Origin of the sequence: Halalkalibacter flavus, from assembly GCF_036663575.1 — a bacterium.
Taxonomy (GTDB): domain Bacteria; phylum Bacillota; class Bacilli; order Bacillales; family Bacillaceae_D; genus Halalkalibacter; species Halalkalibacter flavus.
In genome coordinates this window covers 44,147-69,929 of record NZ_JAWRVK010000017.1, presented here as the reverse complement: position 1 = coordinate 69,929, position 25,783 = coordinate 44,147, and the positions used below count along the sequence as shown (strand labels likewise).

Sequence of the window (25,783 nt, the reverse complement as noted above, 5' to 3'; positions counted from 1 at the left end):
TGAATTAAAAGGAGGTAAACCCTTTGGCTGCACAAAAACAGGAAAAAAGCGTTATTTGGGATTGGTTAACAACGGTTGACCATAAAAAGCTTGGAATCATGTATTTGATTGCAGGGACGCTTTTCTTTGTAAAAGCTGGTGTGATGGCGCTATTTATGCGTATCCAGCTCATGTATCCAGAGATGAATTTCTTAAGTGGTCAAACATTTAATGAATTCATTACGATGCATGGTACGATTATGCTATTTTTAGCTGCCACACCATTATTATTTGCATTTATGAACTATGTCATACCACTACAAATTGGAGCTCGTGATGTTGCGTTCCCATTTGTTAACGCACTTGGTTTTTGGATCTTCCTATCAGGTGGTTTGTTACTTAGTATGAGTTGGTTCTTTGGTGGAGGACCAGACGCAGGTTGGACTGCGTATGTACCACTTTCAAGTCGTGACTACGCAGGAGTAGGTCTTGACTTTTATGTATTAGGTTTACAAGTATCAGGTATTGGTACACTAGTTTCAGCAATTAACTTCTTAGTAACAATCATTAATATGCGTGCACCAGGAATGACAATGATGCGTTTACCATTGTTTGTATGGACATCATTTATTTCTTCAACATTAATTTTATTTGCATTTACACCACTTGCTGCTGGTCTTGCACTTTTAATGTTAGATCGTATATTTGATGCACAGTTCTTTATTCCAAATATGGGTGGTAATGTTGTTTTATGGCAACATATCTTCTGGATCTTTGGTCACCCGGAAGTATATATTCTTGTTTTACCTGCATTTGGTATTATTTCTGAGGTTATTCCAGCATTCTCAAGAAAGCGTCTATTCGGTTATACGGCAATGGTATTTGCTACGATGATTATTGCTTTCTTAGGATTCATGGTTTGGGCTCACCATATGTTTACAGTAGGTATGGGACCTGTAGCAAACTCAATCTTTGCGATTGCAACAATGACGATTGCGGTTCCGACTGGTATTAAAATCTTTAACTGGTTATTTACGATGTGGGGCGGAAAAATCACGTTTAATACGGCAATGCTTTTTGCTTCTTCATTCGTACCAACATTTGTACTTGGTGGGGTAACAGGGGTTATGCTTGCAATGGCACCAGTTGACTACCTTTACCATGATACGTACTTTGTTGTTGCTCACTTCCACTACATAATTGTTGGTGGTATCGTGTTAGCATTATTTGCTGGTCTTTTCTATTGGTATCCAAAAATGTTTGGACATATGTTAAATGAAACACTTGGAAAGCTTTTCTTCTGGGTATTCTATATTGGTTTCCATTTAACTTTCTTTGTTCAACACTTATTAGGTCTAATGGGGATGCCTCGTCGTGTTTACACGTATCTTGGCGATCAAGGACTAGATACATTTAACTTTATTAGTACAATTGGAACATTCTTCATGTCAGCAGGTGTGATCCTTCTCGTGATTAATGTTATCTATTCTGCGTTTAAGGGTGAGCGTGTAACAGTTGCAGATCCATGGGATGCTCGTACGCTTGAGTGGGCTGTTCCTACTCCAGTGCCAGAGTACAACTTTGCACAAACACCACAAGTTCGTTCATTAGATCCATTATTCTATGAAAAAATTCATGGTGATGGAAATATGAAGCCGGCTGAACCAGTTCAACCGATTCACATGCCTAATGGGTCAATTTTACCTCTAATTATCTCTGTAGGTCTTTTCTTTGCAGGGTTTGGGATGATTATGTTAAACATGGAAAACCCAATTATCAATCCATGGATTGTTGCAGTTGGCGGTTTAGCTATCACATTTGGCGCAATGTTTGTCCGTTCTGTGAAAGAGGATCATGGCTACTATGTTCCTGTTGAGCAAGTAAAAGCGGATCTTAAGAAAGGAGGAAACTAAGAAATGGCGGGACATGTAGATACTTCCAAAGGGCTTCCTTCGCATCCGGAGAGAGCGACACTAGAAGGTAAAAACAAATTTCTCGGTTTCTGGTTCTTCCTTGGCGGGGAAACAATACTTTTTGCAACGTTTTTTGGAACGTACTTAGGACTTCGAAACGGTGTTGCGGATGGTCCTACGTCACAAGACTTGTTCCATTTACCACTTGTTTTCATTATGACAATGCTACTTTTAACAAGTAGTTTGACGAGTGTATTAGCTATGTTTGCAATGAAGAAAAATAAATTTGGCACATTTAAGATTTGGATGTGGATTACGGTTTTACTTGGTCTTGCATTCTTAGGATTTGAAATTTACGAATTCTATGAGTATGTTCATCATGGCTTAGGCTTTACAACAAGTGCGTTTGCATCTTCATTCTTCTCACTTGTTGGATTGCACGGTGCCCACGTTGCTTTCGGTTTGTGCTGGATTACTGTCCTACTTATTCGCTACAATAAGACTGGTATTACATTAACGAATGCTCCTAAGTTTTATTTAGCTAGTTTATACTGGCACTTCATTGACGTCGTGTGGGTATTCATCTTCACGGTTGTATATCTTATGGGAGTAGTATAAGGGGGGCTAGTATATGGCAGATAACTTAAGTACACCATTTGAGAAAAGTGCGATGACAGAAGAAGAAAAACGTCAGACGAGTAAGGAAATTCGTAAACAGATTGTTGTTTTTGCGCTAATGATTTTCTTAACAATTATTTCGTTTTTAGCTGTCGGAGCAGATATTATTCCACGCTCATTTGCGATTCCGTTTATTCTACTTTTAGCATTGGTACAACTTGCTTTGCAGTTGATATTCTTTATGCATTTAAAAGATAAGGATCACGGTTGGGCAACTGCGTTTATGATTTCTGGTATCTTTGTAACAGTTCCAACGATTGCAGCGCTAATGTTGCTACTTGGTATTACAAAATACTAAATGAAAGTAAGAGGTGACTCTAATAATAGAGTCACCTCTTTTTTTAGGTATGGAGGCTAATTACGACTGCTCTAAATAAGGTGTTTACCTTTGCAGTGCCTTACTTTTTACGGGTTCGAACCTATTTTTGTTCATGATATTGTAAAGAGCGATCATGGTATATTGTCGTTTTTTTGTTGTATAATGAACACGTATGAAAACTAGAAGAAGGCGTGATTAAATGAACGATCAAGAAAATCAAGGGGTTTTAAGTCAAACCCATCGTAAACGTAATTATAAACCTGCTATTATTATCATTACGATTTTAATTAACGGGTTAGTAGCACTACTTGCAGGTTTACCTGGAGTTGAAAATTTCAATGCATTTGATGTGAAGATTCTTCCATTGATGAATGCTATTTTTAATAGCTTTACATTCTTATTTTTGCTTGCGGCATTAATTGCGATTATGAAGAAAAATGTAGTTATCCATCGTCGTTTTATTTATGCAGCTTTTATTACAACTACTCTTTTTCTTGTCACTTATGTAGCCCATCATTTCTTATCCGCCTCTACTCCATATGGAGGAACAGGGGTCATGGCTGGATTCTATTATTTTATATTAATTACGCATATTATTTTAGCTGCAGTGATTGTTCCTCTTGCTCTTACTTCTGTTGCTCGTGCTTGGAATATGGAAAATGAGCGACACCGTAAGATTGCTAGGTGGACAATGCCTTTGTGGTTATATGTAAGTTTAACAGGTGTTCTCGTTTATATTATGATTTCACCTTATTACTAAAAAACTTGGTCACGATGGTGACCAAGTTTTTTTTACGTCTTTTTACTGATGTTAGATCTTAATATTCAATTTAATAATTCCAGCTTCTTTTGCTGAAGTGAAGGCGATGACAAGAAGTGGTCCTATAACAAAGCCCATAACACCAAATAACATAAGGCCTAAATACATCGCAATTAATGTGGCTAGAGGTGACAACCCAATTTGTTGGCCCATTACTTTAGGTTCGACAGTTCTCCGGATAATGAGTAATACAGCAGCTAAGATTAACAGCTGAGTCCCTATAGTAGTATTGCCTGCAATTAATTGAAAAATAGCCCATGGAGCTAAAATGGCAATTGATCCGATTAAAGGAATAAAGTCAATTAACCATATGATAAAAGCCATAAGTAACGCGTATTCTGGTACGATTAGTAGCAATCCTATTAAAGAAACAATAAAAATAATAATACTTACTAAAAATTGTGCTTTGAAAAAGCCCCAAATGACATATGTTAACCTTGAAGTCATAAAGTTCACTTTATCTTTTGTACGATCTGATAAATACGTAAAAGCTTTATTTTTCAGTGACGGTAATTCAAGCATAAATAAGAACAAAGCAATTAAGTAAACAATAAATGTAACTAAGTATCCGGGAATACTTGTAATAACAGATGCCACGTCATTTATTAAATTACGTTCAGCAATCGTTGTTCGAATTGAGTTTAATGTATTGGTTACTTGTTCATTAATTTCTTGAACGAGATCTGGTGGAAGATTTTGATATTCTTCTTCTAAACTTCGCTGGAAATTAAGCCAAGCTCGATTTATATCGTTAACGTATTGCGGTAAGTTTTCTACAATTTGTGTTCCTTGAGTGACTGCTTGGGTTGTAATATAATAACCAGCTAGTCCGATAAAGAAAACAAATAAAGTGAACACAATCATTACAGCTATATTTCTTTTTATTTTGGCTCGTTTATGTAACGCAGTGACAGCAGGTGTCAAAATAAGTGCTGTTACAAAAGCCGCAATAAGTGGGATTGATACAGGTAAGATAAAATAAGCTACAAGTAAAACGGCAAGAATAGTTATTATTATTATTATTAACGTCTTTTTTGTCATAAGTGCTGCCAATGTGAGACTCCTCTCTCGTAATGCTATCTTTATTATATTACGAACCTAAACAGATGAACAGGTTAATGACTTAATTTCCTAAAGTCGTCATTTTTAATCGTTACTGCTTGCTTCATATTCTATGTTATAATCATTCGAAGATAAAAAATAGGGAAACAAGGAGAGTTTGAATGCAAAAATTATGTATCTATTTTATGTTGTTAATAGCCTTAACAGCATGTGGTTCTTCAGAGCCTGAAGAATTAATATTACTAGAAGGTGAACAAGCCGATGAGGTTGCTGATTTTTTACTTTCATACAAGGAAAACATGATTGAGTCAGTTAATACTGGTGATTTCAACAAGTTAGAACCTTATTTAATTACAAATAATAGTTTCTATCACTCCTTAAGGCGTTATTCGAGCGATTTACACGGAGAGCGCTCCACAAAAGAGTTGGATCATTTTGATGTACAAGCAGTCTATGAAGATGAAATTGGAGAAATTCATTCTGATGTTGACGAAGTGGTGACATTGTACGAGCATGGTGAAGAGAAGAAGATCTCTAGGAAATTACGCTTTGAACTCGTTCGTGGCGGGGATGATTCTTTTCGTATTGTAACGATAAAAGAAAGAAAATAAGACAACGAGGGACTCCCTCGTTGTCTTATTTTTAGTTTGTCTCAATGTTTTTTAATAGTAACTCAAGTTTTTTATTACACTTATCAATAATTGGCTGTGGGAATGTTTCTCCTTCATATTCAACACCATGAGGATAATAGTGTTTGCCAAGCATAGGTGTCATAAGTTTAACAATTGTGTCGTCCTTAGGAATATCTCCTTTTACTGCATATGCAGGAACACGAAGGTAATAGACATCTCCTTGATTGATAATTTTGTAATCGAATGTTACTCGTTGGTAATCCCATTGACCAGCATGAATAAAGCCAATTGATTCCGCAGCGTAACGAAGTGTTTCAAATTTTAATTCTTTGTCTGCAAGTTCAATATGTTCAAATTTCACTACGAATGCGCCTCCAATTCATCAAATATGTACTCTACTTATGATAGTATGAAAACTCTTCAGTTGCAATCAATTAATCATGAATGTTTTATGGATAAAATTTCTTCGACAGTATTGGTGTTGGAAGCGACACAACCTTACATAGTTAGTGAAAGGATATGACAAGGTGCACTGCGAATTTTTTGTAAAGGATATTAAAGAGTGTGTGACTATTACATTTGTTGTTAACAATGGAATACAAGATCTTTTTAATTTGAGAGAGAGGGGAATATATGAAGAAAAAAAATATGATAGCAGGAACCATTTTGCTATTTGTTTCCATCGTTCTTTTTGAGAACGTATATGAGGATCAAATTTCAGAATGGTTTCAGCAGACAGAACCCTATGAGGAAGAGACGTTAGCTGCTGAGGAAGTCTCCTCAATCGTAACACAAACAGAGGAAGAAGATTCATTGTCTTTTGCAGGCCATGAGCGTTTTATAGGTTTGACAGATGAAGAAATAAAAAATGAATTTGGTGAACCGACGCGCATTGATTTATCGGCATACGGGTATGACTGGTGGATTTATCCACTTTCAAATAATTCGTATATGCAAATAGGGATAGAAAAGGGGGAGGTTGTTACAGTCTTTCTAACAGGTAACATACGAGGAGAATCTCTTTCTTTAGGGCAGACGTATGATGAAATAAATGAGTTATTACAATTTAAAGAAAAAGTAGATGTAATATCAAGTGATGGAGGAATGTATCAATTTGAATTAACAAATGAAGATTTAAAGATGAGACCACTTGGTCAGATTGAAGATGTGTGGGTCCAATTTTATTTTGACACGCATACAGATGAATTATCGAGTATGCGTATTCTAGAAAAGGATGTTCTCATAAAACAGAGACCTTATTCCGTTTCTTACCGAGGAACACCTCCAGAACGCCCAACTTTTTCTGAGGATCAGTGGGCTCGGATTGAAGAAGGGAATGCAAAACAAATTTTTGACTTTACGAATATTATTCGAACTAGACATGGCTTAGAGCCATTTGAATGGGAAGAAAATGTGTCTAGAGTTGCTTATTTACACAGTAAAGATATGAGTGAGAGTGAGTATTTTTCACACACCTCACCTAGCTACGGAGAGGTAGCGGATAGGTTTGATCGTGAAGGTGTTCCCTTTATGTTAGCTGGAGAAAATATTGCGGCTAAATATGTTGATGGTTTGGCTTCAGTTGAAGGATGGTTAAATAGTGAAGGGCACCGTTTAAATCTACTTCATGAAGAATTTACGCATTTGGGCGTAGGGGTATTTAGAGAGCACTATACCCAAAATTTCTTGACTCCTTGGCAACTGTGAATCTTTTGTTGTCTACTGACTATGGGAAGAGAAAATCGTTCTTTTATGCTTTTAAAGAGGTAGTTACTCATTTTTGGGGGGTTGTTTTAGAAGGTCAAAAAAGACCTTTTAGAACAACCCCTTCTTATTTCCTATATTGTAGCAAATAACTAATAAGGTGATTTTTTTCGCGAACGTTGGACTGGGCACCTGTGTAAACTATTTATAAAGAAGAGAAAAAGGAGGACGAAGGAGATGGAATCTAGACAGGGTTTGCATCCTTCTGTTGAAGAATTTAAACAATTCATGAAGTCTAACCCGCACTTATTGAAGGAAGTAAAAGAAAAAAGAAAAACGCTTCAAGAACTTTTTGAAGAATGGAGCGTATTAGGCAGTGAACATGAGCAATGGGAAAATTATGAAACAACCCCTTCTAAAAATGGTGCGAAGGCAGAAACTGAAGAAAGTGTAGAGAATGAAAAGTCATCCAAAAGTGCAAGTGATACCCTTGGACAGATTATGGGACTTATCAAACGTATGAATGTCGATGACCTTCAGTACCACCTTACGCAATTTAGTTCGGTACTGTCTAATGTTCAAAATGTCATTCAATCATTTCAGAAGCCTTCTAATCCACCACATCAAAGGCAACATGACCATCCATTTTCATTTCGGCGTGACTAATTGATTGTATAGGAGGAGATTAGTTTGAGAGCTGAGGTTCAACAAATGCTTTATGAACGCCCTGAGCTACGCCAATATATAAGGCAGCATCCTAATTGGTATCGCAAATTGTCAAGAGATCCGAGTCAATTCCCAACCTTAGAAAAGGAGGCCAACCAATTTTACGGACGTACACTTCCTCAACGGGTAGAAAGGGTTCAAAATTCTCTTGGGCTTGTCATGATGATGATGGAAATGTTAAAAATGGGGCAATCAACTGTTGGTGATTCACAAGGGCCTGTTCAATAGATGACAGGTCTTTTTTTATGCCTAACGAAGCGAATAGAAGATCGAAGGAAGTGAGACGATAAAGGTGACAAAATATAGGAGGAGCAGGGAAATGTTGAAATCTGTAACTGTTTTAGTGTGTGTTCTTTTTCTAATCATAAACTTCTCACCTACTGTAAGTGCAAATACAGACATCGCTGAAAAAAACGACCTTAAAGGTTTACATATTGTCCCTTTGCAAAATACGGGCGTTGTTCGAGTGCAAATAGGTGGAAAAAGAGAATTAAATGTCTATCATGAAGTTAGGCAAAATGATTTGTTCGTAGAGTGTTTTGTTAATCACTTCTCGTTTAATCAAGAAAAAGCCGGAGCACTTCATCAAGATGGAGAAGGGCATATCCGACTTTATATAAACGATGAGCATGTTGATACTCTTTATGAATCAGCCTTCCTTATTGAGGGCATTCCTTCAGGTGAATATGAAATACGAGTCGTTGTTGTGAAAAATGACCGTTCGCCATATGAACTTGAAGAGACATTTGTAGTTACGATAGATTGACTGTTTTTTGTAGGTAATTATAGATTGTTTGTTCAATTGATACTCCTAATTGTTGAAAACCTTGATTGCCAAAAAGAGTATTAAATTCAAGGAAATAATATTTTCCACCAACGGAAATGACATCAAATCCAGCATGGTTGACACCTAAATTTCTAGCCGTTGTTCGTACAAGATCAAGCGCTTCTTCAGGAATATTCTCAAAAGAAATTCGGGCACCTTGTGCTACATTGTTTCGGAACGTATTATGATCATTAATTCGCCAATAAGCTAATGCAACATCATCTCCAACAAAGCAAACACGTAAATCTCGGTCAATTGGTAAGTACTCCTGTACATAGAAATATGGATTGTTTTCGGCATATTCACTAAATTGCTTATGATTTTCAATTAAAAATACACCTTTACCCATTGAATTACGGATTTCTTTTGCAACAAAAGGAAAAGGAAATTCTGCGAAAACCCGATTAATATTATCGTGATTACGACCTAAAATTACCGTTCGCGGAACATGATCAGGGCACACACTCCATAGAGCACGGGTAACTTCAATTTTATTAAAGCCCATTTGAATGGATTGAATACTTGGAAAAATAGCTTTTTTCATACCGTACACAAGTGCATTCACTTGCCAATTTTCTGGAAATAAACAAACGTCTGCATTAGCAATTTTTTCGCGTTCGTCGAACATACGCTCAGGCTTCACATACTGAATGCCGGGCATACCAATTGTTCGAAATGGGTTAAATGTTACAATCTTCATTTATTCGACTCACCTTCTTTTATTCAATTAAACAAGACGAGTGAATTATAGACAAAGTCAGGAGGGAAGTCAATCATGGATAAAACTTTTAAGGTTCGTCTAGGGTATGTAGCAATGAGTGTAGTACTCTCAAATGCTTCTCCTTCCCAAACGATGACGGTGAGGCAATTTGAACAAATTTCAGACCAGGAAGCTGGAATTCGAAAGTTGGAACGGATTGCTTCATCCAATTTAAACAATTGCTTTCGATTGTTAAAGCACAATAAAGCTCACGATATTTCTTTTTTTCGTTTATCATCTCGTCTCGTTCCACTTGCAAATCATCCGTTAACCGAAGGATGGAGATATGAGAAAGCATTGGCACCATTATTAAAACAGATAGGTGAATTTATAAAGAAAGAAAACATGAGAGTCGATTTTCACCCGGATCATTTTGTCGTGCTAAATAATAATTCTAAAGAAATATTACAACAATCATTACGGACACTTATCATGCATTATAAATTAATAAAGGGCATGGGGTTCTCTCATGTACATCGTTGTGTTTTACATGTTGGTGGTAAGAAAGCTGGAAGAGAAGAGGGGTTAGAACAATTCATTGAAAACTTTGGGAAGATTCCAACAGTCATTCAGGAGATGATTATGTTAGAAAATGATGATATGAATTACCCTCTTGAAGACGTGTTATACATTGGAGAAAAGTTACATATACCTGTTATCCTAGACCTTCACCATTTTGATGTATTACATGAATCAACCGATCTTCTTGCATTGTGGGAGCGAGTCGTGCAGACGTGGAAACATAGCCCTTTGCCAATTAAAATCCATATTTCAAGTCCGAAAAATGGAAAAGATGATAGAAAGCATCATGATTTCATCGATGTTCAAAGGTTCTATGATTTTTTGCAATTAATATCAGGTACGGTTGATCAAGTGGATGTTATGATCGAAGCGAAACAAAAAGATAAAGCTCTATTAAAGTTATCCGAAGAGTTGTCTCAAATAAAAAGTATACAAGTTCAGAATCCTTCTTCTATTATGATCAATAGCACACCATTATCTTAATTGATAAGAACGTGTTATAATGATTGCTAGGAGGTGTGAGTATGCTCGCAACTATATCAACATACGAGTTGATTGACGAAGCTAGTGAACTTGGTCAAGCTATTATAAAGTCTGATGTATATCAGCAATATATGCTAGCAAAGAAAGAGCTGCAAGCAGACCCTAATGCGCAAGAGAGAATTCGCAAGTTTAATCAACTAAAGGATCAATATGAAGAAGTACAACGCTTTGGGAAATATCACCCAGATTACGATAAAGTTTCAAAAGACATTAGGCAAGTGAAACGAGAGGTTGATTTAACTGAAGCCGTCTCTGTTTTCAAGAAGGCAGAACGCGAGCTAGAATCTCTGTTGAACGAAATTAGCGAGATTGTTGCTAGGGCTGTTTCAGATACGATAAAGGTCCCAACTGGTAATCCATTTTTTGACAATATGTCATGTAGTGGTGGATGTAGTACAGGCGGCGGTTGTGGCTGCAGTTAAAACGAGGGGAGAAGCGTCAGCTTCTCCCTCGTTTTTTAGGTAGAAGAAAAGGTTGATACGTGGCTATACTTTTTTGTGCCGTACACAATCTGTACATCCGTTTCCACAACAGAAAAGTTTTTCTTGAGGTACTTTAAAGCGAATGTGGTAAACAAATGCTTTCTTTTGCATCCGAACAAAAGAGATGTCACAACTGAGACGTTTTCCTTGCATTGCTTCTTTAGAAAAGCGTGTGAGCAGGTGATCTAACTGAAGTTTACTAATTGGTTTTTCTAAGTCAATATAAACAAAAGGGAGACCACCAAACTTCTTTCTCTGAATTGATTGAATGCACTCGTCTTTTTGTAACTTTTCTATAAATGAATTCCAAATTATTTCAAGGTCCATTTTCTTTCCCCCTCTAAATGAACACTACGTAGTACTAAGATAATCTTCATGTTTAATTATGACAACTACTTCTATTGCTGGAACGTTACGAACGTGCTAGACTAATTAAAGAGTATACTCTTTAGGAGGAGAAAAAATTTATGCTAGGTTCAAAGCGGCAAGGAGTGGCAGTTTGGCTAACGTCACTTAAATTTGCTAGACAACTGCGACGGTTTGGTAATGTCCATTATGTCTCGAAAAAAATGAAATATGTTGTTTTTTATTGTGATCAAGAAAAAGTTGATGAGACAATCAAGAAATTACAAGCATTTCCCTTTGTACGTGATGTGAAACCTTCGATGCGTCCTTTTATCGAGACAGAATTTCAAAACGCAAAACCCGATAAAGCAAAGGAATATGATTATAAAATGGGGATATAGAACGATTCTGTATAGAAGCTGTTTGCGGCTTTTACAGAGTCGTTTTTTTATTTACACATAATTGGATAAAAACGGAGATAGAGAGATCTTTTATTTAAAAAGTATAGTCATAGGCACAGATAAGATGCATAATCGATGTTGAATGTTTCGACTTTCGTGTATTCTTCTCGCAACATTTGTTGTCCTCCTCTTTGTCAAAGAGCAATTCTCTCCAGTTAATGCACAAGAGAAATCAAGTACAGTTGCTGAGTTCAAGTTCATTATAAAAAAGAAGCCAGTTCTATCACTTTATGTCGTAATTTTCTTAATACAATTTGCTGTCATGGGGGTTAATCCTCTCTTATCTTTGTTTGTAGAAGAGTTAACGTCTCCTACAACGGTTGCTGTCTATGCAGGTTTAGCCATTTCGGTGATGGGGTTTGCAAATATGCTTACTTCCCCTCAATTAGGGAAATTAAGTGATAAGAAAGGTGCGCAGCATGTTTTAATCTATTCTATGCTTGGAGTAGCATTATTTTCAATTCTGCAAGCATTTGTAACTGATATTTGGCAATTAATATGTTTACGTTTTCTTATTGGCTTATGTTTAGGTAGGGTATTACCGGCTGTAAATACACTAATTCGTCTACATGCACCAGAGGGTATGGAAAGCAGAACTTATGGATTCTCAAATAGTGCTATGTATCTGGGAACGATGTTAGGTCCAATACTAGGTGGTCTCGTTGTGTCAGGAGTAGGGAATAAAGGATTATTTTTTGTTTGCGCACTTGTTTTACTTATTAATGTTATGATTGTGAAAATAAAAGTATTGCCAAATGCCAATGAGGTTTTCTATAAAGAGAAATCAAGAAAAGAAGCAGATAATGCAGCATCACATCCTTAATATAGATAGACCCGTATAATGGAATAAGAAAATTCCGTTTTACGGGTTGTGATGAATAAATGGTTCTAACTCTATCTATGGCTACGTATAATAGCTTATTTAGTTAAGCGGGGGAATATATCGGTTCATTCGAAGAACTCCAATCAGGTATTGATAATATAGCTCCACATCCTCAAATTCATGAGAAGATTTCACTTTTAATCTATAAATAGACCTATCTAATTCCTGAGATAATTGTTCGAATAATCGATAGCGTTCTGACGATTGAATTTCGGGATTATGTATTCCTTCCAAGCATAAATACAATGGCATCATCTTACCGGGGGAAGCAGGTCTTAAAATGAGAACGAGGGAGCTTTTCTCTTTTTTCTCAAATACTGTATCGAGTCGTAAGAGCATATGAATTCTAGATGGGTTCGACCTTGCGAGCTCTAACAATTCATATAAATCATTGTACCCTTCTCCTAAAAGAATAAATCGTTGAATCATGATCAATGACCTCTTTCTTAAGTATGTATGAATGAAAATGTAGCATGATTCACGGAACATGTCGAGTAAAAAAAATCCTCGCAAGGAAACCTTGCGAGGTGCCCATACACATACTTATGTATGCCATGAGGCTATGGGAGAGGAGAAACCGGAGGAAGAACTTATGGGGAAACGTAAGCCTTCTCCGCGGTTGTAGCAACACAATAAGTGCTACTAGTTGAAGTATGACCCGAGTTTCGATTTTCCATACGTGCAGGAATAGAAAAATTTCACATATTTTCTCTGGATTTTTCCTCTGATTTGTTTGTCTAAATGATAATCGTATGATACTTTTGAAATAATTAAGGTAACAAGGTAGAAGAGGATGAGATATTGTGAGAGTTATATCAGGAGAAAAAAGAGGATTACCGTTAAAAGCGGTTCCCGGATCGTCAACAAGGCCAACAACAGACAAAGTGAAAGAATCAATTTTTAATATGATAGGTCCATATTTCTCAGGGGGGCTAGCACTTGATTTATATGCCGGCAGCGGAGGTTTAGGGATTGAAGCGATTAGTCGTGGCGTAAATAAAACGATTTTTGTTGATCAAAATAAAAAAGCAATTGAGACTATTAAGCAGAATTTGCAACAATGTCAATTCGAGGAGCGCTCAGAAGTATATCGAAATGATGCAAGTCGAGCTCTTAAAGCTTTAATAAAAAGAGAAATGGCCTTTTCGGTCATCTTTTTAGATCCACCATACGCTAAACAAAACATCGTAAATGAAATAAGTATTATCCTTGACTATCAGCTTCTTGAACAAAGTGGCGTTATTGTTTGTGAGCATGCTACGACAGTTAATTTACCAGAAGTAATAGGTTCGGGTAGAAAAAGTAGGTCTGAAACGTATGGCGATACGACTATTTCTATATTTACCAATGAAAAGAAAGAGGTGGGGACATGACAAGTATTGCGGTTTGCCCAGGTAGTTTTGATCCGGTGACATTAGGTCACCTTGATATTATTACGCGTGGGGCTTCAGTGTTTGATAAAGTAATTGTGGCGGTTCTTCACAATCGAAATAAACAGCCTATGTTTACAGTAGAGGAACGCGTCTCATTGCTTTACGAAGCAACAAAGGACCTTAAAAACGTTGAGGTTGATTCATTTAATGGTTTATTAATTGATTATGTGAAAGAAAAAAAGGCAAATACGATTATTCGTGGTTTGCGTGCTGTATCTGATTTTGAATATGAGATGCAAGCCGCATCAATAAATAAGAAATTAGGTCCTGATATTGAAACGTTTTTCATGATGACGAACAATCATTATTCTTATTTAAGCTCAAGTATTGTCAAAGAAGTAGCAAAATACAATGCAGATGTTTCAGATATTGTTCCAGATGTTGTGGCAGAAGCGCTCAAAACGAAATTTAAGTAGAGAGAAGGGTGATGAAAAAAGGTTTTACCTTTTGCATCACCCTTTGGCTATTTTATGAAGATGTATTGCGGCCTGCTTTTGTTTAGTTCATTCAGCGTTAGATAAAGCTTTTTTAGCTGTTAGTAAGATAAACAGTATAAGCATAATTAATGTAAACAAAGGACCGTACTCTGTGACCATTTTCCAAGTTGAGTAGAACCAAGAACTCGATTGTTCCCGTAAGAAAACAGGGATGGCTTGCCACTGGTCTCCTGTAGTTTTTTGATTAATGTAGAATGGGTGCCACAATAAAAAGACAAGGAATGCCGCGAAGAACCCATGGATCAATCTAGATATAAAAAATGGTTTAAAGCGAATATCTGTTTCAGCAAGAATACTTGCTACTTGTGCTTGTATGGAAAAGCCGCTGAATGCTAGGATAAAGCTTGAGACAATTACTTGTTCGAGCAACCCAACAGAAGTCGTTTCACTTGCCATTTGCGCTCCAAGAGTCATTTCGAAAAGACCCGAGATAATGGAGGAATTCAAATCACTTGGTAAGTGAAAGAAAGTTAGGACGACAGAAAAGAATGATCCGAGTAAAGCAACAACTCCAACAAGGCTTAATATTTTATTTAAAACTGAAAATAAAATAATAAAACCACCGATCATAAGCAGCGTTTTAACGGATGATTGTACGGCATCTCCAAGTAATTTTCCAATTGGACGGCCGTCTTTAATACGTTCTTCATGGAGCATTTTAAATGCAGTCATTAATCCGCTTACTTTCGGTTTCTGAGGGGGGCTAGCTGCCTCTTCTTCACGACCGTGAAAACGCATGATTAGTCCAACAAAGATATTACCTAAATAATGAGCAAGGGCAAGTACAATACCAAGTGCGGCATTGTGAAAGAAGCCGACAGCAATAGCTCCAAAAATAAAAAGTGGGTTTGCCGAACTTGTGAAACAGACAAGACGCTCTGCTTCAATCCTTGACAATTTTTTTTCTTGACGAAGTCTCGCCGTTATTTTCGCCCCTGCTGGGTTTCCAGATGCAAGTCCCATTGCCCATACAAATCCACCAACTCCCGGTACTCTAAATAGTGGACGCATTAGAGGTTCAAGCAACACCCCAATGAATGTTACAACTCCAAATCCAATTAAAAGTTCTGAAACAATGAAAAAGGGCAAAAGAGAAGGGAAGACAACGTCCCACCAAATTTGTAGACCACGAATGGATCCTTCTAGTGCTTCTTGTGGAAATATCATTAGCGAGGCTGCTAATAAAATGCTCATTAGAGCGAGTGTAAGTGTTTTTATCATTGATAATTGCATTGTATAGCTGCCTCCTTTTGCGTAACATCCAAACCAACCTGTCCATAATATAACTATACGTATACAAGCTCGTAATAGACCATATGATTTAGATTGAGTCAGGTAAAAAAAGTAAGGAGAGGATAGGAATGGCGAAACAACGACCAAAAATCGGTCTTGCGCTTGGTTCTGGCGGGGCTCGGGGTTTTGCCCATATTGGTGTACTGAAAGTATTAGAAAAAGAAAATATTCCTATTGATTTTATTGCTGGTAGCAGTATGGGGGCTCTTGTCGGAAGCTTGTATGGAGTTGGTCAGTCACCTGATAACCTAGAACAATTTGCAACATTATTTCGAAGGAAATATTTTATTGATTTTGTCGTTCCTAAACTTGGATTTGTAGCAGGTATAAAAGCAAAAGAGGTTATAAGGATGTTGGCAAAAAATAAAAAATTAGAAGAGCTAAACCCCCCGGTCGCTGTTGTAGCTACAGATATAAAAAATGGGGAAAGAGTTGTACTTAAAAAGGGCGATGTAGCAGCAGCTGTAAGAGCAAGTATATCAATACCGGGAATATTTGTACCTGAGAAAATAGATGACCGCCTATTAGTAGATGGAGGGGTAATTGATCGTGTCCCTGTTTCAGTAGTGAAAGAAATGGGTGCGGATGTTACAATAGCAGTTGATGTTTCTTATTTTCGAACAGAGCCTGAACTGTATACCGTATACGATGTAATTATGCAAAGTATGGATATCATGGCTCGTGAAATGGTTCGTGTACAGGAATTTGATAGTTCGGTTATGATTCGGCCAATTGTAAAGCATTCTAGTTCTCTAGACTTTTCTGAAGTGGAAGCTTTAATCGAGCGAGGAGAAGAAGCAACTAGAGAAAAATTAGCTGAAATAAAAAGGTGCATTGAACAATGGAAGGAGAACGAAGATGAAAGGGTCAATGATTAAAAAAAGGTGGATTTTCCTCATCGCTGTATTGCTATTTCTGCAATTTTATCAGTTACCATATTACTATTCACAACCTGGTGGAGCAAAAGTGTTAGATGAAGTCATTTCCGTTGATGGAGGATTTACAGAAGAAGAAGGATCTTTTATGCTAACGACAGTTCAAATGGGGAAAGCAAACCTTTTCTTTTATGGGTGGGCCCATTTAAGCCCTTATCGTATGATTTATCCGGAGGAACAGCTTCGGTTTGAAGGGGAAACGGATGAAGAATATCAGCACCGTCAATTAATAGCAATGACGGGATCACAAGAAATTGCCAAAATTGTTGCTTATGAGGCAGCTGGGAAGTTTGTGGAGTATGAACATAAAGGAGTATTAGTAACATCTTTGATTGAAGGAATGCCAGCCTATGATGTCTTGCAAATAGGGGATCATATCATCGCTGTAGACGGCGAACCAGTTATTACATCAGAACAATTAATTAATCAACTTCAAGGAATGAATGTGACGAACACAGTTGATTTAACAGTAGTACGTGAAGGACAAGAAGCGGTTATAGAAGTTGGTTTTTCTCCTTTTCCTGAAGATATGAATGCACCTGCTGGAAGAGTGGGTATTGGGATTTCAGCTCCAGTTACTGATAGGGAGGTAACATTTGACCCAGAGGTGACCATAGATACGAGCCAAATTGGGGGACCATCAGCAGGTTTAATGTTTTCATTAGAAATTTATAATCAATTAGTTGAAGGGGATATTACAAAAGGCTATAATGTAGCAGGCACCGGAACGATCAATGAAGAAGGAATGGTAGGCCGAATCGGGGGGGCTGGTCAAAAAGTGGTTGCTGCTGATAAAGCTGGGGCAGATTATTTCTTTGCACCGAATGAAGGAGGTGCAAGTAATTCTAATTTTGCTGAGGCAAAGGAAGCAGCTGAAGATATCGGAACAGATATGCAAATCATTGCCATCGATACGTTCGATGAAGCACTTACCTTCTTACAGTCACTCCCGGAAAAATCGTAATTGCCGAGGATGTCTCAAAAGGTCAAAGAACGGACCTTTTGAGAGAATAGCAATGGCACACTCGTCGCGCGGCTGGTATGAGAACCCCACTCATAACAGCCTTAAAAGATTGCGACGGTTTAGCTCATTGCTTCGAGGATGTCTAAAAAGGTCAAAGAACGGACCTTTTTAGACATCCTCTTTCATTGAATTAGAATTGGCGGTCTGGTTATTTCTTCTCTTATTTGTTTCGTCCTGCGTTTTGTATCAAGTGGAGCAAGATAAACGTTTGTAACCCTTTCTTCAATATCTGCAATGGTTCCTTCCAATTTGGCAGGCTTTGTAATAAGGGGAAGAGCACGTTGTTTTTTTGTTTGGTTTAAATAGCTTTGTCCAATTTGATTCATACCTAATAAACGGATGTATTGAGGCTTTAAAGAGAGGACTTCCTTCATTTCTGCTTTTGTCGTATTTGTTAACACATGTGTTGCAAGACGTTGTAATCTTGTCCAGGTGTAACGTTTCGTTTTCATGTATTCCATCCATTCAGCAAAGGAACTTGAAAGCTTGCTGGCTTGTTTCATCCTATATTCTAGTCCCTCCTCACATTCGTAGATTAGACCTAAATCGTTAAGTGGAGTAGAGAGTATCTTATATTGCAATAAGTTATAATAATGTTCCCATGTATGAAGAAGGGAAAACGCTTCCTTATAGTCCTTAATAAGGCGATAGGACGTTTCTGGCATGACATGTTTGACTTCATTTGATTGCCCGTTTGCAATGGCTTGGCGAATGCTTGTAGCACTTGCAATCCTTTTTTGAGTAATATTTCTGTCATGGTAATGTGCTTGCTTGCGCAATGTTGTAGTTGCCTTTATTTTGTGTCCTTGTTCTGAGATTGCTTTTATATAATGGAAACCGAGAATATTATTAGGTTCGGTTAAAGTTAGAATCGATGAGTCAGGTTCTAACTGGCAGAATGCCTCCGAAGTTGCTCGAGGATAACTTAGCCCAAGCTTCATTTTGGCTTTTACGAGTTGATCAAATGTTGTTTGATGAGATTTCATAAACGTATGTAGATTTTCAAAGTCCTCAATGTCTCCTGACTCACTTCCGAAATTAATAAATTCTACGCCCATTTCTGCTAATAATGAAATTGCACCATTAGCAAATATTTCGGCTTTCTGGGTAGAATACATATATGGGAGCTCAATAACTAAATCAACTCCGGCAGTTAGAGCCATTTGAGCCCGATACCACTTTGAAACAATGGCAGGCTCTCCTCGTTGTAAGAAAGTACCGCTCATTACTACTATTACTACGTCTGCACCTGTCAATTTTCGGGCTTGTTCAGCTTGAAAGAGATGTCCATTATGAAAAGGATTATATTCAACAACAATACCGACAGCTTTCACTCTTTTTCACGTCTCCTTTTTATATTGACTTTACAAATGATCAGTATATTTGTTAACTAGAAAAATCCTAGTGCTTCTTTACTCTTCTTTTATGTCATGCTACAATAAACGTCATGCTTAAAACAAGTACAAGTTCTAAATCTCATGTACTCAACTATAGTGTAAAGAAAAAAGGTTGACATTCAATTGGTGTAGAGCTATACTTAATTTTGTTGTCTTAGAGGTGATCAGAAATGAAATGGTCATTACAGCAATTAACTGTTGCTAAGCGCAAACCATTTACATTTGAAGAAGATATTGATGTATCCAGCTTAAAAGAGCTAAATCAAGATATCAGATCAGTTTCTCCATTTCATGTTAAGGGAGAAGTTAACTATACTGGTTCCATGATTACATTTCAGCTTGAGATTACAGGTGAATTAATTCTTCCTTGTGTAAGAACATTAGCTGATGTAAAATTCCCAATTGATCTTCATGTTGTTGAGCACTTCCATCCAACAAGTGATTATGTTACGGCAGATGTTGATCATGATGAAATTAATTTTTTTGAAGGGGAAATAATTGATCTACTTCCGGTCATTAAGGAGCGTATTTTACTTGAGATTCCGATTCAAGTTTACGCTGATACAGAAGCAGAACGTCTAGCACCTCCTACAGGGAAAGACTGGGGTATTGTAACAGAGGAAGAGCATAGCAACCGTGTCGATCCAAGATTAGCTGATTTGGCAAAGTTTTTTGAGAAAGAATAGGAAAGTCGAAGCACCGGCAACGTTCGGGCCTTCATTTCATATAACCAACTAATCTTGGGTGCAGTTGGATTTTATAGATTTTTTAAGGAGGTGGGAATGATGGCAGTACCATTTAGAAGAACATCTAAAACTCGCAAAAATAAGCGTCGTACTCACTACAAGTTAGCAGTACCTGGTATGACTAAATGTCCTGAGTGTGGAGAATTAAAACTTGCTCACCGTGTTTGTAAAGAGTGTGGCTCTTACAAAGGCCAAGATGTGGTTAGCAAATAATTTAATAAGAACAAAAAGACGAAGAGTTTTCTCTTCGTCTTTTTTGGCGGAAAAACGTATCTAAAGAAATAAGAAATGGCAAAGTTCCATTATATTATGCAGTCATAAGTGTGTTATTTTTTGTAAGGAGTGATTTAATGGCTAATGTACAACTAGAACAGAATGAAAATGGTGTAACTTGGATTCGAATAAATCGTGAAGAAATTAGGAATGCTGTGAACTTCGAAGTGATGGAAGAACTAGATGAGTTATTAACAATTGCTGAAGGTGATGAAAGTAAAGTTGTTATTATAAGTGGGGTAGGTAAGAAATCTTTTTGCTCTGGAGGTGATTTATCGGTCTTTCAACATATCATGAATGAAGAAGACGCCGGAAGCATGTTGAAGAGAATGGGAGTAATATTAGAGAGAATTGCCTTTTTTCCCAAAATAACGATAGCAGCTTTGAATGGTACGGCCGTTGGTGGAGGGGCAGAGCTTGCTTCAGCCTGTGATCTACGAATTGCAGCGCCTCATATCAGGGTCGGCTTCGTACAAGCTAACTTAGCGATTACAACGGGTTGGGGTGGAGGAACACTACTATTAGAGCGTATGGCAAAATCTGAAGCGTTGCAAATGTTACTATCAGCTCAGATGTATTCAGCCGGAGAACTTTTAAGGAACGGATTTGTACAGAAAGTGATAACGAAGGACTCATTTGAAGACGGTGTCATGGACTATGCAGCACCATTTTTGAGTAAAAGCCAAATGGTATTACAAGCATATAAGCGTAGATTCATGGATCGGATTAATCAAGAACGAATACATATGAATATGCAAAAAGAAATAAGGGAGTGTGCGAAATTGTGGGAAACAGAAGAGCATCACGAAGCTGTTCGTGCTTTCTTGCAAAGATCTAAAAACATCTAGTGCTAGATTTCTGAATAGATCTTGGCATTTCGGCAATAATTGACTAATAGAACGAAATCTATCTGGTAAAAACAAAAGAGAATATCTTTTTACTAATAATGAGTCTTTCTACTCTAGTAGATGCATATGTATAAGTAAATGAGACTCTAAGGAGGGATTCTATGACAACGATTCGCCAAGATGCATGGAGTACAGATGAAGATTTAATTTTAGCTGAGGTTGTTCTTAGACATATAAGAGAGGGAAGTACACAGCTTGCTGCTTTTGAAGAAGTTGGGGAACGCTTGTCTAGAACGAGTGCAGCTTGTGGATTTAGATGGAACTCAGCCATTCGAAAAAAATATGAATCTGCCGTTGCATTAGCAAAGAAGCAACGCTCAAAAGGAAAAAAACAGCAGCTTGATACAACAGAATGGGTAAATGAAGCTAGCGAGGAAATAGTCGAGCCTGTTGCGACGATAACAAAAGAAAAGAAGAAAGAAAAACTGGAAATAAAAAAAGAAAAGCCCGAAAAGAAAGAGACCGTTTCGTCCGAGCTTACAATGGAGGCAGTTCTTTCTTTTTTAACAGATTATCATGAAAATATGAAAGAGCGAATTCCATCCGAGGATATTGAGCAGTTGAAACATGAGAATGCTCAGTTACGAGAAGAACTTAATAAGGTTAAGGCAGAAAAGAAAGTGATGGCAGAAGATTATCGTGCGTTATTGTCTATTATGGATCGGGCGAGAAAATTATCTATTTAATAGGAAGCATCAATTAAAAGAGAAATGCACACATAACAGAAACATGTGTGTATTTCTTTTTTTGATATTCAGGAATTAGAAAATAAAAAAGGGTGTGTCTTAATAGGTCTGTTTTTGACCTTTGCGACACCCCTTCCATCTTACTTACGTTAAATCCTCTTCGTTCTCAATATGAACCGGTTCTTTCTTAGCTACTTGCTCTTTTACTCCTTCAGGATACCACACGTATGGGCTCTCACCGCGGTCTCTTGATACATCGTATGTTGCAGCTTCAAAACCCATATGTTCCCAAAAGTTTGCTGACCCTTGTCTGGCATTTGTCTTAATTGGTAATTTAAACGACTTGGCAAACTGGACTAATGATTCACCATAACCTTGCTTCCTGTAAGCCTCTAATACCTCTAATTTCCAAAGTTCTAAATAGTCTTGAGGTGGGTTGAAATAGCGGTCGTATTTTCCATTAATACGATACAAGCTCATTCTCGCAACAAGCTTTTTTCCGAAATAAATGCCATAAAAAGGAGACTCGCTGTCATTTTCAATAATATTTGATTCTAGATCGCCCTTCATAGAAAGCTCCGCAGAACCGTATTCGCGGAAGTTTTTAAACTCTTCTAATGTTTTATAATTGACAAGTAAACGCTTAACTTCATAATCATACATATTGATCTCCTCCTTAATGTTCAGATCTCTATTTTATTTTACTACAATTCAGAGTGAAAACGTTTGTATTTGCTTATTTTTTTAATAAATAAATAAATGTTTTAATAATCAGATTATTTTATCTTGTAAGTTTTACTTGAGAATATGGTACAATTTCATAAAAAAGAGGAGTAATTACAAGTGAAAGTAGTGGTATTAGGCTCTGGTTCAATTGGAATGCTCACGGCATTCTATCTTACTAAACAATGGCGCTCTACCTTATTAGTTACAAATCGTATAAAACAGGCTGAATTTATTGAAGAAAAAGGACTTCATCTTTTACATCAGGATGGAAATAGTGAGATGATTCATGTGACTGTAGAAAGTATTTCAACGCTGGAACATGAACAAATAATCGACTTATTAATCGTTACAGTTAAATCTTATCAGGTTGAACAAGTATTAAAAACGATCGAAGCTTCAAAGCTTACTATTTCTTCGATTCTATTTTTACAGAATGGAATGGCGCATACAGAGTTGTTTTCGACAATTTCAGTTCCTGAGATTGCTGTAGGAGTAGTTGAACATGGAGCGAGGCGGACAAATGATTATACGGTTCAACATACGGGTGTAGGGCAAATTAGATGGAGTTATGTTCGAAAACATGGCTCAACGGTAGAAGCGGTGTTTCAAGAAACAAGAGATGAAAAGTTCCAAGCCAAATACGAGCCTATGTGGAAGCCTATGTTACAACATAAATTAGTTGTAAATGCTTGTATTAATCCGCTAACTGCACTTTTTGGCATCCGAAATGGTGAACTTCTTCAGAACCCCCATTATTACTCTATATTAAAACAAGTTTTTTTAGAAATAATGGAGGTTGTCGATGTTAGAAACAAAGAACAAATGTGGGAGTATGTCTGTCACATAAGTAAAGAAACAGGAGCCAATCGCTCGTCTATGTTATCAGATTTGGAAAATAAACGTAAAACAGAAATAGATAGTATTGTAGGCTATTTACTACGGCAAGCTGCCAGAAAACAAATGACTATGCCTATTTTAAACTTCCTGTTTGAAGCGATCAAAGGAATAGAGAAAGAAAATAAGTTAGGGGAGGCTAATTTATGACTGAACTGGTAGCGTTCGTCATTGCTACGATTGTGACGATCCCTTTACTAGGGTGGTATATGATTTATATTACTTCTGTAAAAATTTCCAAAAACAAATCTAAATCAATGCGCCGTGCTTCTGATTGGACAACCTTGCTATTTATGATCGCTGTATACTTTATTATGATTGAAATTTGGGCCCAGTCGTTCTTATGGATTATCTTAGCCATTTTCTTTTTTATCGCGTTAGTAGTTACTTGGATTCAATGGAGGGTTTCAGGAGATATCCAAACGATTAAATTATTTAAAGGAATATGGAGGTTTAACTTTCTGACCTTCGTTATTATTTACGTTTTATTAAGTGGCTATGGATTGCTAGCAAGAATATTTAGTTGAAAGATAGGTCGTAACACTTGGTAGCTGGCTAATACTTTGCTATGATGAAGATGAATTTAGTGATACGAAGGGACGTCTATACATGTTGGAAGTTAGAGAAATCGACCTAATATCAAAGACTGGCTTTATGAATGATTATGTAAGCGGCAGTTGTTTGACTGAGCAATTTTTTGATTATACATATAACGACGAAGAAAAATATAAAAAAAGAGTGGATAACCTGTTAACAAGGTCTTATAAACGAGAAGAGTTAGCAGATTATTTAATAGGAGTTCATACTTCATTAGAAGACGTAGATCAAGCTCGAACTCAAATTGAAAAATTAAGGAAACCCAATTCAGTTGTCGTGGTAGGAGGACAGCAGGCTGGGTTATTAACAGGACCGCTCTACACTGTATATAAGGCGATGTCCATTATTATTTTGGCGAAGCAACAGGAAGAAAAGCTTAAGGTCCCTGTTGTTCCTATTTTTTGGATAGCTGGAGAAGATCATGATGTTGATGAGATTCGATTTGTTTATAAAGGAAAAAAAGGGAGCTGGAAAAAGCATCTATATAATGATACCAATCAAGCTTCGTCTGCTTCATCTGCTTCATCTTTATTAATTAATAAAGATGAAATGAATAAATGGCTAAAAGAACTCTTTGCTTCATTTCCTGAAACAGCACATACGACATACTTGTGGGAAAGACTTGCTACGTTCTTGGATAAATCCACTACATTTGTTGATTTTTTTAGATGTGTGATGAACTGGTTTTTTGGAAAAGAAGGGTTGTTATTATTAGATGCTCATGACCCTGGTATTCGAAAGATGGAAATTGAGTATTTCAAAAAGTTAATTCTCGAAGTGGAACATGTTCAAAACGCGCAGCAAAAAGGTGCCAAAGCTTTTGCGGATGTTGGTTACGGCGAACCGATTCTGACCGACGAACACAATGCTCACCTTTTCCTAGAAGTAGAGGGCGAGAGAAAAAGATTAGATTATGATCGAAGCTTGTTTCGTGTAAAAGGAACTGAGACTACCTTTTCAAAGGATCAGTTACTCACACTTTTGCAGGAGCATCCAGAAAGATTTAGTAATAATGTTGTAACAAGGCCATTGATGCAAGAGTGGCTTCTGCCTGTATTAGCTTTCATATCGGGGCCAGGTGAATTACGTTATTGGGCTACTTTAAAACACGTATTCACTCATTTTAAGGTGAAAATGCCTCCTGTCATTCCTCGGATTCAGCTAACATTTATTCCGCCTGCTGTACAAAAGTGGCTGGTAGAGACAAGGTATGAACTAGAACCGTTTTTATTAGGGACAATGGAAGAACTACGGGAATCTTGGTTAGAGGAAGTAACAGAATACCCTGTTGAGGATGTGATTGAACAAGTAAGGGGCAAACTCCTTTCTGATCACAAGCCTTTGCGTGATTTAGCGAAAGAAATGGATCCGACAATAGCTAAGCTAAGCGAGAAAAACTTAGCAATTATAGAAAATCAAATTGATTTTATGAGAAAAAAGATGAAAAATTTCGTTCGACAAAGTCATGATCATACACTTGCGAAATTTACGGAAACGGGTTTCTGGCTAGCGCCATTAAATCGACCGCAAGAACGTGTATTTCATCCAATTTTGTTGATGAATGTCATTGGTGAAGATGGATTCAGGCGATTGATGTCAACAGATATGTCAGTTAATCACATTCATAAAGTTGTGTATTTGTAAATTCATGTAATGATTTTCCGTCGAAATGTGGATAAATAAAATCCTGCCAAAGGGCAGGATTTTTTTTGTGTGGAT

General features: G+C 37.1%; 32 protein-coding genes. 24 read left to right on the top strand and 8 right to left on the bottom strand.

All coding sequences use genetic code 11. The features are described from left to right. Nucleotides 1-23: 23 nt before the first annotated feature. From ctaD to SAY88_RS12880, 4 genes are all read left to right on the top strand, one after another. Nucleotides 24-1,892: a cytochrome c oxidase subunit I gene (ctaD, locus tag SAY88_RS12895; RefSeq protein ID WP_332632232.1), complete on the top strand. Its 1,869-nt coding sequence runs from the start codon at nucleotides 24-26 to the stop codon at nucleotides 1,890-1,892. Between the two features lie 3 nt (nucleotides 1,893-1,895). Beyond that, nucleotides 1,896-2,510, top strand: a complete 615-nt coding sequence (locus SAY88_RS12890; RefSeq protein WP_332632231.1) for a cytochrome (ubi)quinol oxidase subunit III — start codon at nucleotides 1,896-1,898, stop codon at nucleotides 2,508-2,510. 13 nt (nucleotides 2,511-2,523) lie between these two features. Further along, nucleotides 2,524-2,868: a cytochrome C oxidase subunit IV family protein gene (locus tag SAY88_RS12885; protein ID WP_332632230.1), complete on the top strand. Its 345-nt coding sequence runs from the start codon at nucleotides 2,524-2,526 to the stop codon at nucleotides 2,866-2,868. Between the two features lie 220 nt (nucleotides 2,869-3,088). Then, complete coding sequence (locus tag SAY88_RS12880) at nucleotides 3,089-3,649, top strand: DUF420 domain-containing protein (RefSeq protein WP_332632229.1); 561 nt, start codon at nucleotides 3,089-3,091, stop codon at nucleotides 3,647-3,649. A 51-nt stretch (nucleotides 3,650-3,700) separates the two neighbouring features. Here the strand turns inward: SAY88_RS12880 and ytvI are convergent, their stop codons facing one another. After that, nucleotides 3,701-4,762 (bottom strand): sporulation integral membrane protein YtvI, encoded by a 1,062-nt coding sequence (gene ytvI, locus SAY88_RS12875; RefSeq protein ID WP_332632228.1) that lies wholly within the window; start codon nucleotides 4,760-4,762, stop codon nucleotides 3,701-3,703. 170 nt (nucleotides 4,763-4,932) lie between these two features. Between ytvI and SAY88_RS12870 the strand changes: the two genes are divergently transcribed. Beyond that, complete coding sequence (locus tag SAY88_RS12870) at nucleotides 4,933-5,382, top strand: TcaA NTF2-like domain-containing protein (protein WP_332632227.1); 450 nt, start codon at nucleotides 4,933-4,935, stop codon at nucleotides 5,380-5,382. 31 nt (nucleotides 5,383-5,413) lie between these two features. Here SAY88_RS12870 and SAY88_RS12865 read toward each other — a convergent pair whose 3' ends face one another. Continuing rightward, nucleotides 5,414-5,764 carry a YugN family protein gene (locus SAY88_RS12865; RefSeq protein WP_332632226.1) on the bottom strand — a complete coding sequence of 117 codons (351 nt, stop codon included), beginning with the start codon at nucleotides 5,762-5,764 and terminating at the stop codon, nucleotides 5,414-5,416. Between the two features lie 272 nt (nucleotides 5,765-6,036). Here SAY88_RS12865 and SAY88_RS12860 point away from each other — a divergent pair, with 272 nt between their 5' ends. The 4 genes from SAY88_RS12860 to SAY88_RS12845 all read left to right on the top strand — a co-directional run bounded on the left by SAY88_RS12860 (nucleotide 6,037) and on the right by SAY88_RS12845 (nucleotide 8,599). Next, a complete protein-coding gene (locus SAY88_RS12860; protein WP_332632225.1) occupies nucleotides 6,037-7,110 on the top strand; it encodes a CAP domain-containing protein in 1,074 nt (357 codons plus the stop codon). A 234-nt stretch (nucleotides 7,111-7,344) separates the two neighbouring features. Next, a complete protein-coding gene (locus tag SAY88_RS12855) occupies nucleotides 7,345-7,773 on the top strand; it encodes a YlbD family protein (RefSeq protein ID WP_332632224.1) in 429 nt (142 codons plus the stop codon). A 24-nt stretch (nucleotides 7,774-7,797) separates the two neighbouring features. After that, the gene (locus SAY88_RS12850; RefSeq protein WP_332632223.1) at nucleotides 7,798-8,061 is read left to right on the top strand and encodes a YlbE-like family protein; all 264 of its coding nucleotides are present in this window, start codon (nucleotides 7,798-7,800) and stop codon (nucleotides 8,059-8,061) included. Between the two features lie 91 nt (nucleotides 8,062-8,152). Next, on the top strand, nucleotides 8,153-8,599 hold the full coding sequence (locus SAY88_RS12845) for a hypothetical protein (RefSeq protein ID WP_332632222.1): 447 nt from the start codon (nucleotides 8,153-8,155) through the stop codon (nucleotides 8,597-8,599). Here the strand turns inward: SAY88_RS12845 and SAY88_RS12840 are convergent. Continuing rightward, entirely contained in the window at nucleotides 8,586-9,359 is a 774-nt protein-coding gene (locus SAY88_RS12840) for an ATP-grasp domain-containing protein (RefSeq protein ID WP_332632221.1), read from the bottom strand. The genes SAY88_RS12845 and SAY88_RS12840 overlap by 14 nt on opposite strands. A gap of 75 nt (nucleotides 9,360-9,434) precedes the next feature. Between SAY88_RS12840 and uvsE the strand changes: the two genes are divergently transcribed. Further along, nucleotides 9,435-10,424 (top strand): UV DNA damage repair endonuclease UvsE, encoded by a 990-nt coding sequence (gene uvsE, locus SAY88_RS12835; protein ID WP_332632220.1) that lies wholly within the window; start codon nucleotides 9,435-9,437, stop codon nucleotides 10,422-10,424. 41 nt (nucleotides 10,425-10,465) lie between these two features. Further along, on the top strand, nucleotides 10,466-10,906 hold the full coding sequence (locus SAY88_RS12830; protein WP_332632219.1) for a YlbF/YmcA family competence regulator: 441 nt from the start codon (nucleotides 10,466-10,468) through the stop codon (nucleotides 10,904-10,906). A gap of 63 nt (nucleotides 10,907-10,969) precedes the next feature. Here the strand turns inward: SAY88_RS12830 and SAY88_RS12825 are convergent, their stop codons facing one another. Beyond that, nucleotides 10,970-11,293, bottom strand: a complete 324-nt coding sequence (locus SAY88_RS12825) for a hypothetical protein (RefSeq protein ID WP_332632218.1) — start codon at nucleotides 11,291-11,293, stop codon at nucleotides 10,970-10,972. 140 nt (nucleotides 11,294-11,433) lie between these two features. Here SAY88_RS12825 and SAY88_RS12820 point away from each other — a divergent pair, with 140 nt between their 5' ends. Both SAY88_RS12820 and SAY88_RS12815 read left to right on the top strand, forming a co-directional pair. Then, on the top strand, nucleotides 11,434-11,712 hold the full coding sequence (locus tag SAY88_RS12820; protein WP_332632217.1) for a YlbG family protein: 279 nt from the start codon (nucleotides 11,434-11,436) through the stop codon (nucleotides 11,710-11,712). Nucleotides 11,713-11,854: 142 nt separating this feature from the next. Continuing rightward, complete coding sequence (locus SAY88_RS12815; protein WP_332632216.1) at nucleotides 11,855-12,595, top strand: MFS transporter; 741 nt, start codon at nucleotides 11,855-11,857, stop codon at nucleotides 12,593-12,595. Between the two features lie 99 nt (nucleotides 12,596-12,694). Here the strand turns inward: SAY88_RS12815 and SAY88_RS12810 are convergent, their stop codons facing one another. Next, nucleotides 12,695-13,084 (bottom strand): DUF7147 family protein, encoded by a 390-nt coding sequence (locus SAY88_RS12810; RefSeq protein ID WP_332632215.1) that lies wholly within the window; start codon nucleotides 13,082-13,084, stop codon nucleotides 12,695-12,697. Between the two features lie 374 nt (nucleotides 13,085-13,458). On the opposite strand from SAY88_RS12810, the gene rsmD reads away from it, so the two are divergent. Beyond that, a complete protein-coding gene (rsmD, locus tag SAY88_RS12805; RefSeq protein WP_332632214.1) occupies nucleotides 13,459-14,028 on the top strand; it encodes a 16S rRNA (guanine(966)-N(2))-methyltransferase RsmD in 570 nt (189 codons plus the stop codon). Further along, entirely contained in the window at nucleotides 14,025-14,504 is a 480-nt protein-coding gene (gene coaD, locus SAY88_RS12800; protein ID WP_332632213.1) for a pantetheine-phosphate adenylyltransferase, read from the top strand. The genes rsmD and coaD overlap by 4 nt, the downstream gene beginning before the upstream one ends. A gap of 87 nt (nucleotides 14,505-14,591) precedes the next feature. Here the strand turns inward: coaD and ylbJ are convergent, their stop codons facing one another. Then, nucleotides 14,592-15,818, bottom strand: a complete 1,227-nt coding sequence (ylbJ, locus tag SAY88_RS12795; protein ID WP_332632212.1) for a sporulation integral membrane protein YlbJ — start codon at nucleotides 15,816-15,818, stop codon at nucleotides 14,592-14,594. A 128-nt stretch (nucleotides 15,819-15,946) separates the two neighbouring features. On the opposite strand from ylbJ, the gene SAY88_RS12790 reads away from it, so the two are divergent. Together SAY88_RS12790 and SAY88_RS12785 are read left to right on the top strand one after the other, a co-directional pair. Beyond that, nucleotides 15,947-16,756 (top strand): patatin-like phospholipase family protein, encoded by an 810-nt coding sequence (locus SAY88_RS12790; RefSeq protein ID WP_332632211.1) that lies wholly within the window; start codon nucleotides 15,947-15,949, stop codon nucleotides 16,754-16,756. Then, nucleotides 16,737-17,777, top strand: coding sequence for a SepM family pheromone-processing serine protease (locus SAY88_RS12785; protein WP_332632210.1), 1,041 nt, complete (start codon nucleotides 16,737-16,739; stop codon nucleotides 17,775-17,777). The genes SAY88_RS12790 and SAY88_RS12785 overlap by 20 nt, the downstream gene beginning before the upstream one ends. A 182-nt stretch (nucleotides 17,778-17,959) precedes the next feature. Here the strand turns inward: SAY88_RS12785 and SAY88_RS12780 are convergent, their stop codons facing one another. Next, nucleotides 17,960-19,171 carry a nucleotidyltransferase gene (locus tag SAY88_RS12780; protein WP_332632209.1) on the bottom strand — a complete coding sequence of 404 codons (1,212 nt, stop codon included), beginning with the start codon at nucleotides 19,169-19,171 and terminating at the stop codon, nucleotides 17,960-17,962. Between the two features lie 233 nt (nucleotides 19,172-19,404). Between SAY88_RS12780 and SAY88_RS12775 the strand changes: the two genes are divergently transcribed. The 4 genes from SAY88_RS12775 to SAY88_RS12760 all read left to right on the top strand — a co-directional run bounded on the left by SAY88_RS12775 (nucleotide 19,405) and on the right by SAY88_RS12760 (nucleotide 21,847). Further along, nucleotides 19,405-19,920, top strand: a complete 516-nt coding sequence (locus SAY88_RS12775; protein WP_332632208.1) for a YceD family protein — start codon at nucleotides 19,405-19,407, stop codon at nucleotides 19,918-19,920. A gap of 99 nt (nucleotides 19,921-20,019) precedes the next feature. Continuing rightward, entirely contained in the window at nucleotides 20,020-20,193 is a 174-nt protein-coding gene (gene rpmF, locus SAY88_RS12770) for a 50S ribosomal protein L32 (RefSeq protein WP_034627262.1), read from the top strand. A gap of 137 nt (nucleotides 20,194-20,330) precedes the next feature. Next, nucleotides 20,331-21,101 carry an enoyl-CoA hydratase/isomerase family protein gene (locus tag SAY88_RS12765; protein WP_332632207.1) on the top strand — a complete coding sequence of 257 codons (771 nt, stop codon included), beginning with the start codon at nucleotides 20,331-20,333 and terminating at the stop codon, nucleotides 21,099-21,101. Between the two features lie 161 nt (nucleotides 21,102-21,262). Continuing rightward, nucleotides 21,263-21,847, top strand: coding sequence for an RsfA family transcriptional regulator (locus tag SAY88_RS12760; RefSeq protein ID WP_332632206.1), 585 nt, complete (start codon nucleotides 21,263-21,265; stop codon nucleotides 21,845-21,847). Nucleotides 21,848-21,991: 144 nt separating this feature from the next. On the opposite strand, the gene SAY88_RS12755 is transcribed toward SAY88_RS12760, so the two are convergent. Then, nucleotides 21,992-22,510, bottom strand: coding sequence for an N-acetyltransferase (locus SAY88_RS12755; RefSeq protein WP_332632205.1), 519 nt, complete (start codon nucleotides 22,508-22,510; stop codon nucleotides 21,992-21,994). 180 nt (nucleotides 22,511-22,690) lie between these two features. On the opposite strand from SAY88_RS12755, the gene SAY88_RS12750 reads away from it, so the two are divergent. The 3 genes from SAY88_RS12750 to bshC all read left to right on the top strand — a co-directional run bounded on the left by SAY88_RS12750 (nucleotide 22,691) and on the right by bshC (nucleotide 25,708). Next, entirely contained in the window at nucleotides 22,691-23,617 is a 927-nt protein-coding gene (locus SAY88_RS12750; protein ID WP_332632204.1) for a 2-dehydropantoate 2-reductase, read from the top strand. After that, nucleotides 23,614-23,994 (top strand): DUF3397 domain-containing protein, encoded by a 381-nt coding sequence (locus SAY88_RS12745; RefSeq protein ID WP_250095282.1) that lies wholly within the window; start codon nucleotides 23,614-23,616, stop codon nucleotides 23,992-23,994. Before SAY88_RS12750 ends, SAY88_RS12745 begins: the two co-directional genes overlap by 4 nt. Before the next feature lie 82 nt (nucleotides 23,995-24,076). Next, entirely contained in the window at nucleotides 24,077-25,708 is a 1,632-nt protein-coding gene (gene bshC / locus SAY88_RS12740) for a bacillithiol biosynthesis cysteine-adding enzyme BshC (protein WP_332632203.1), read from the top strand. Nucleotides 25,709-25,783 lie beyond the last annotated feature (75 nt).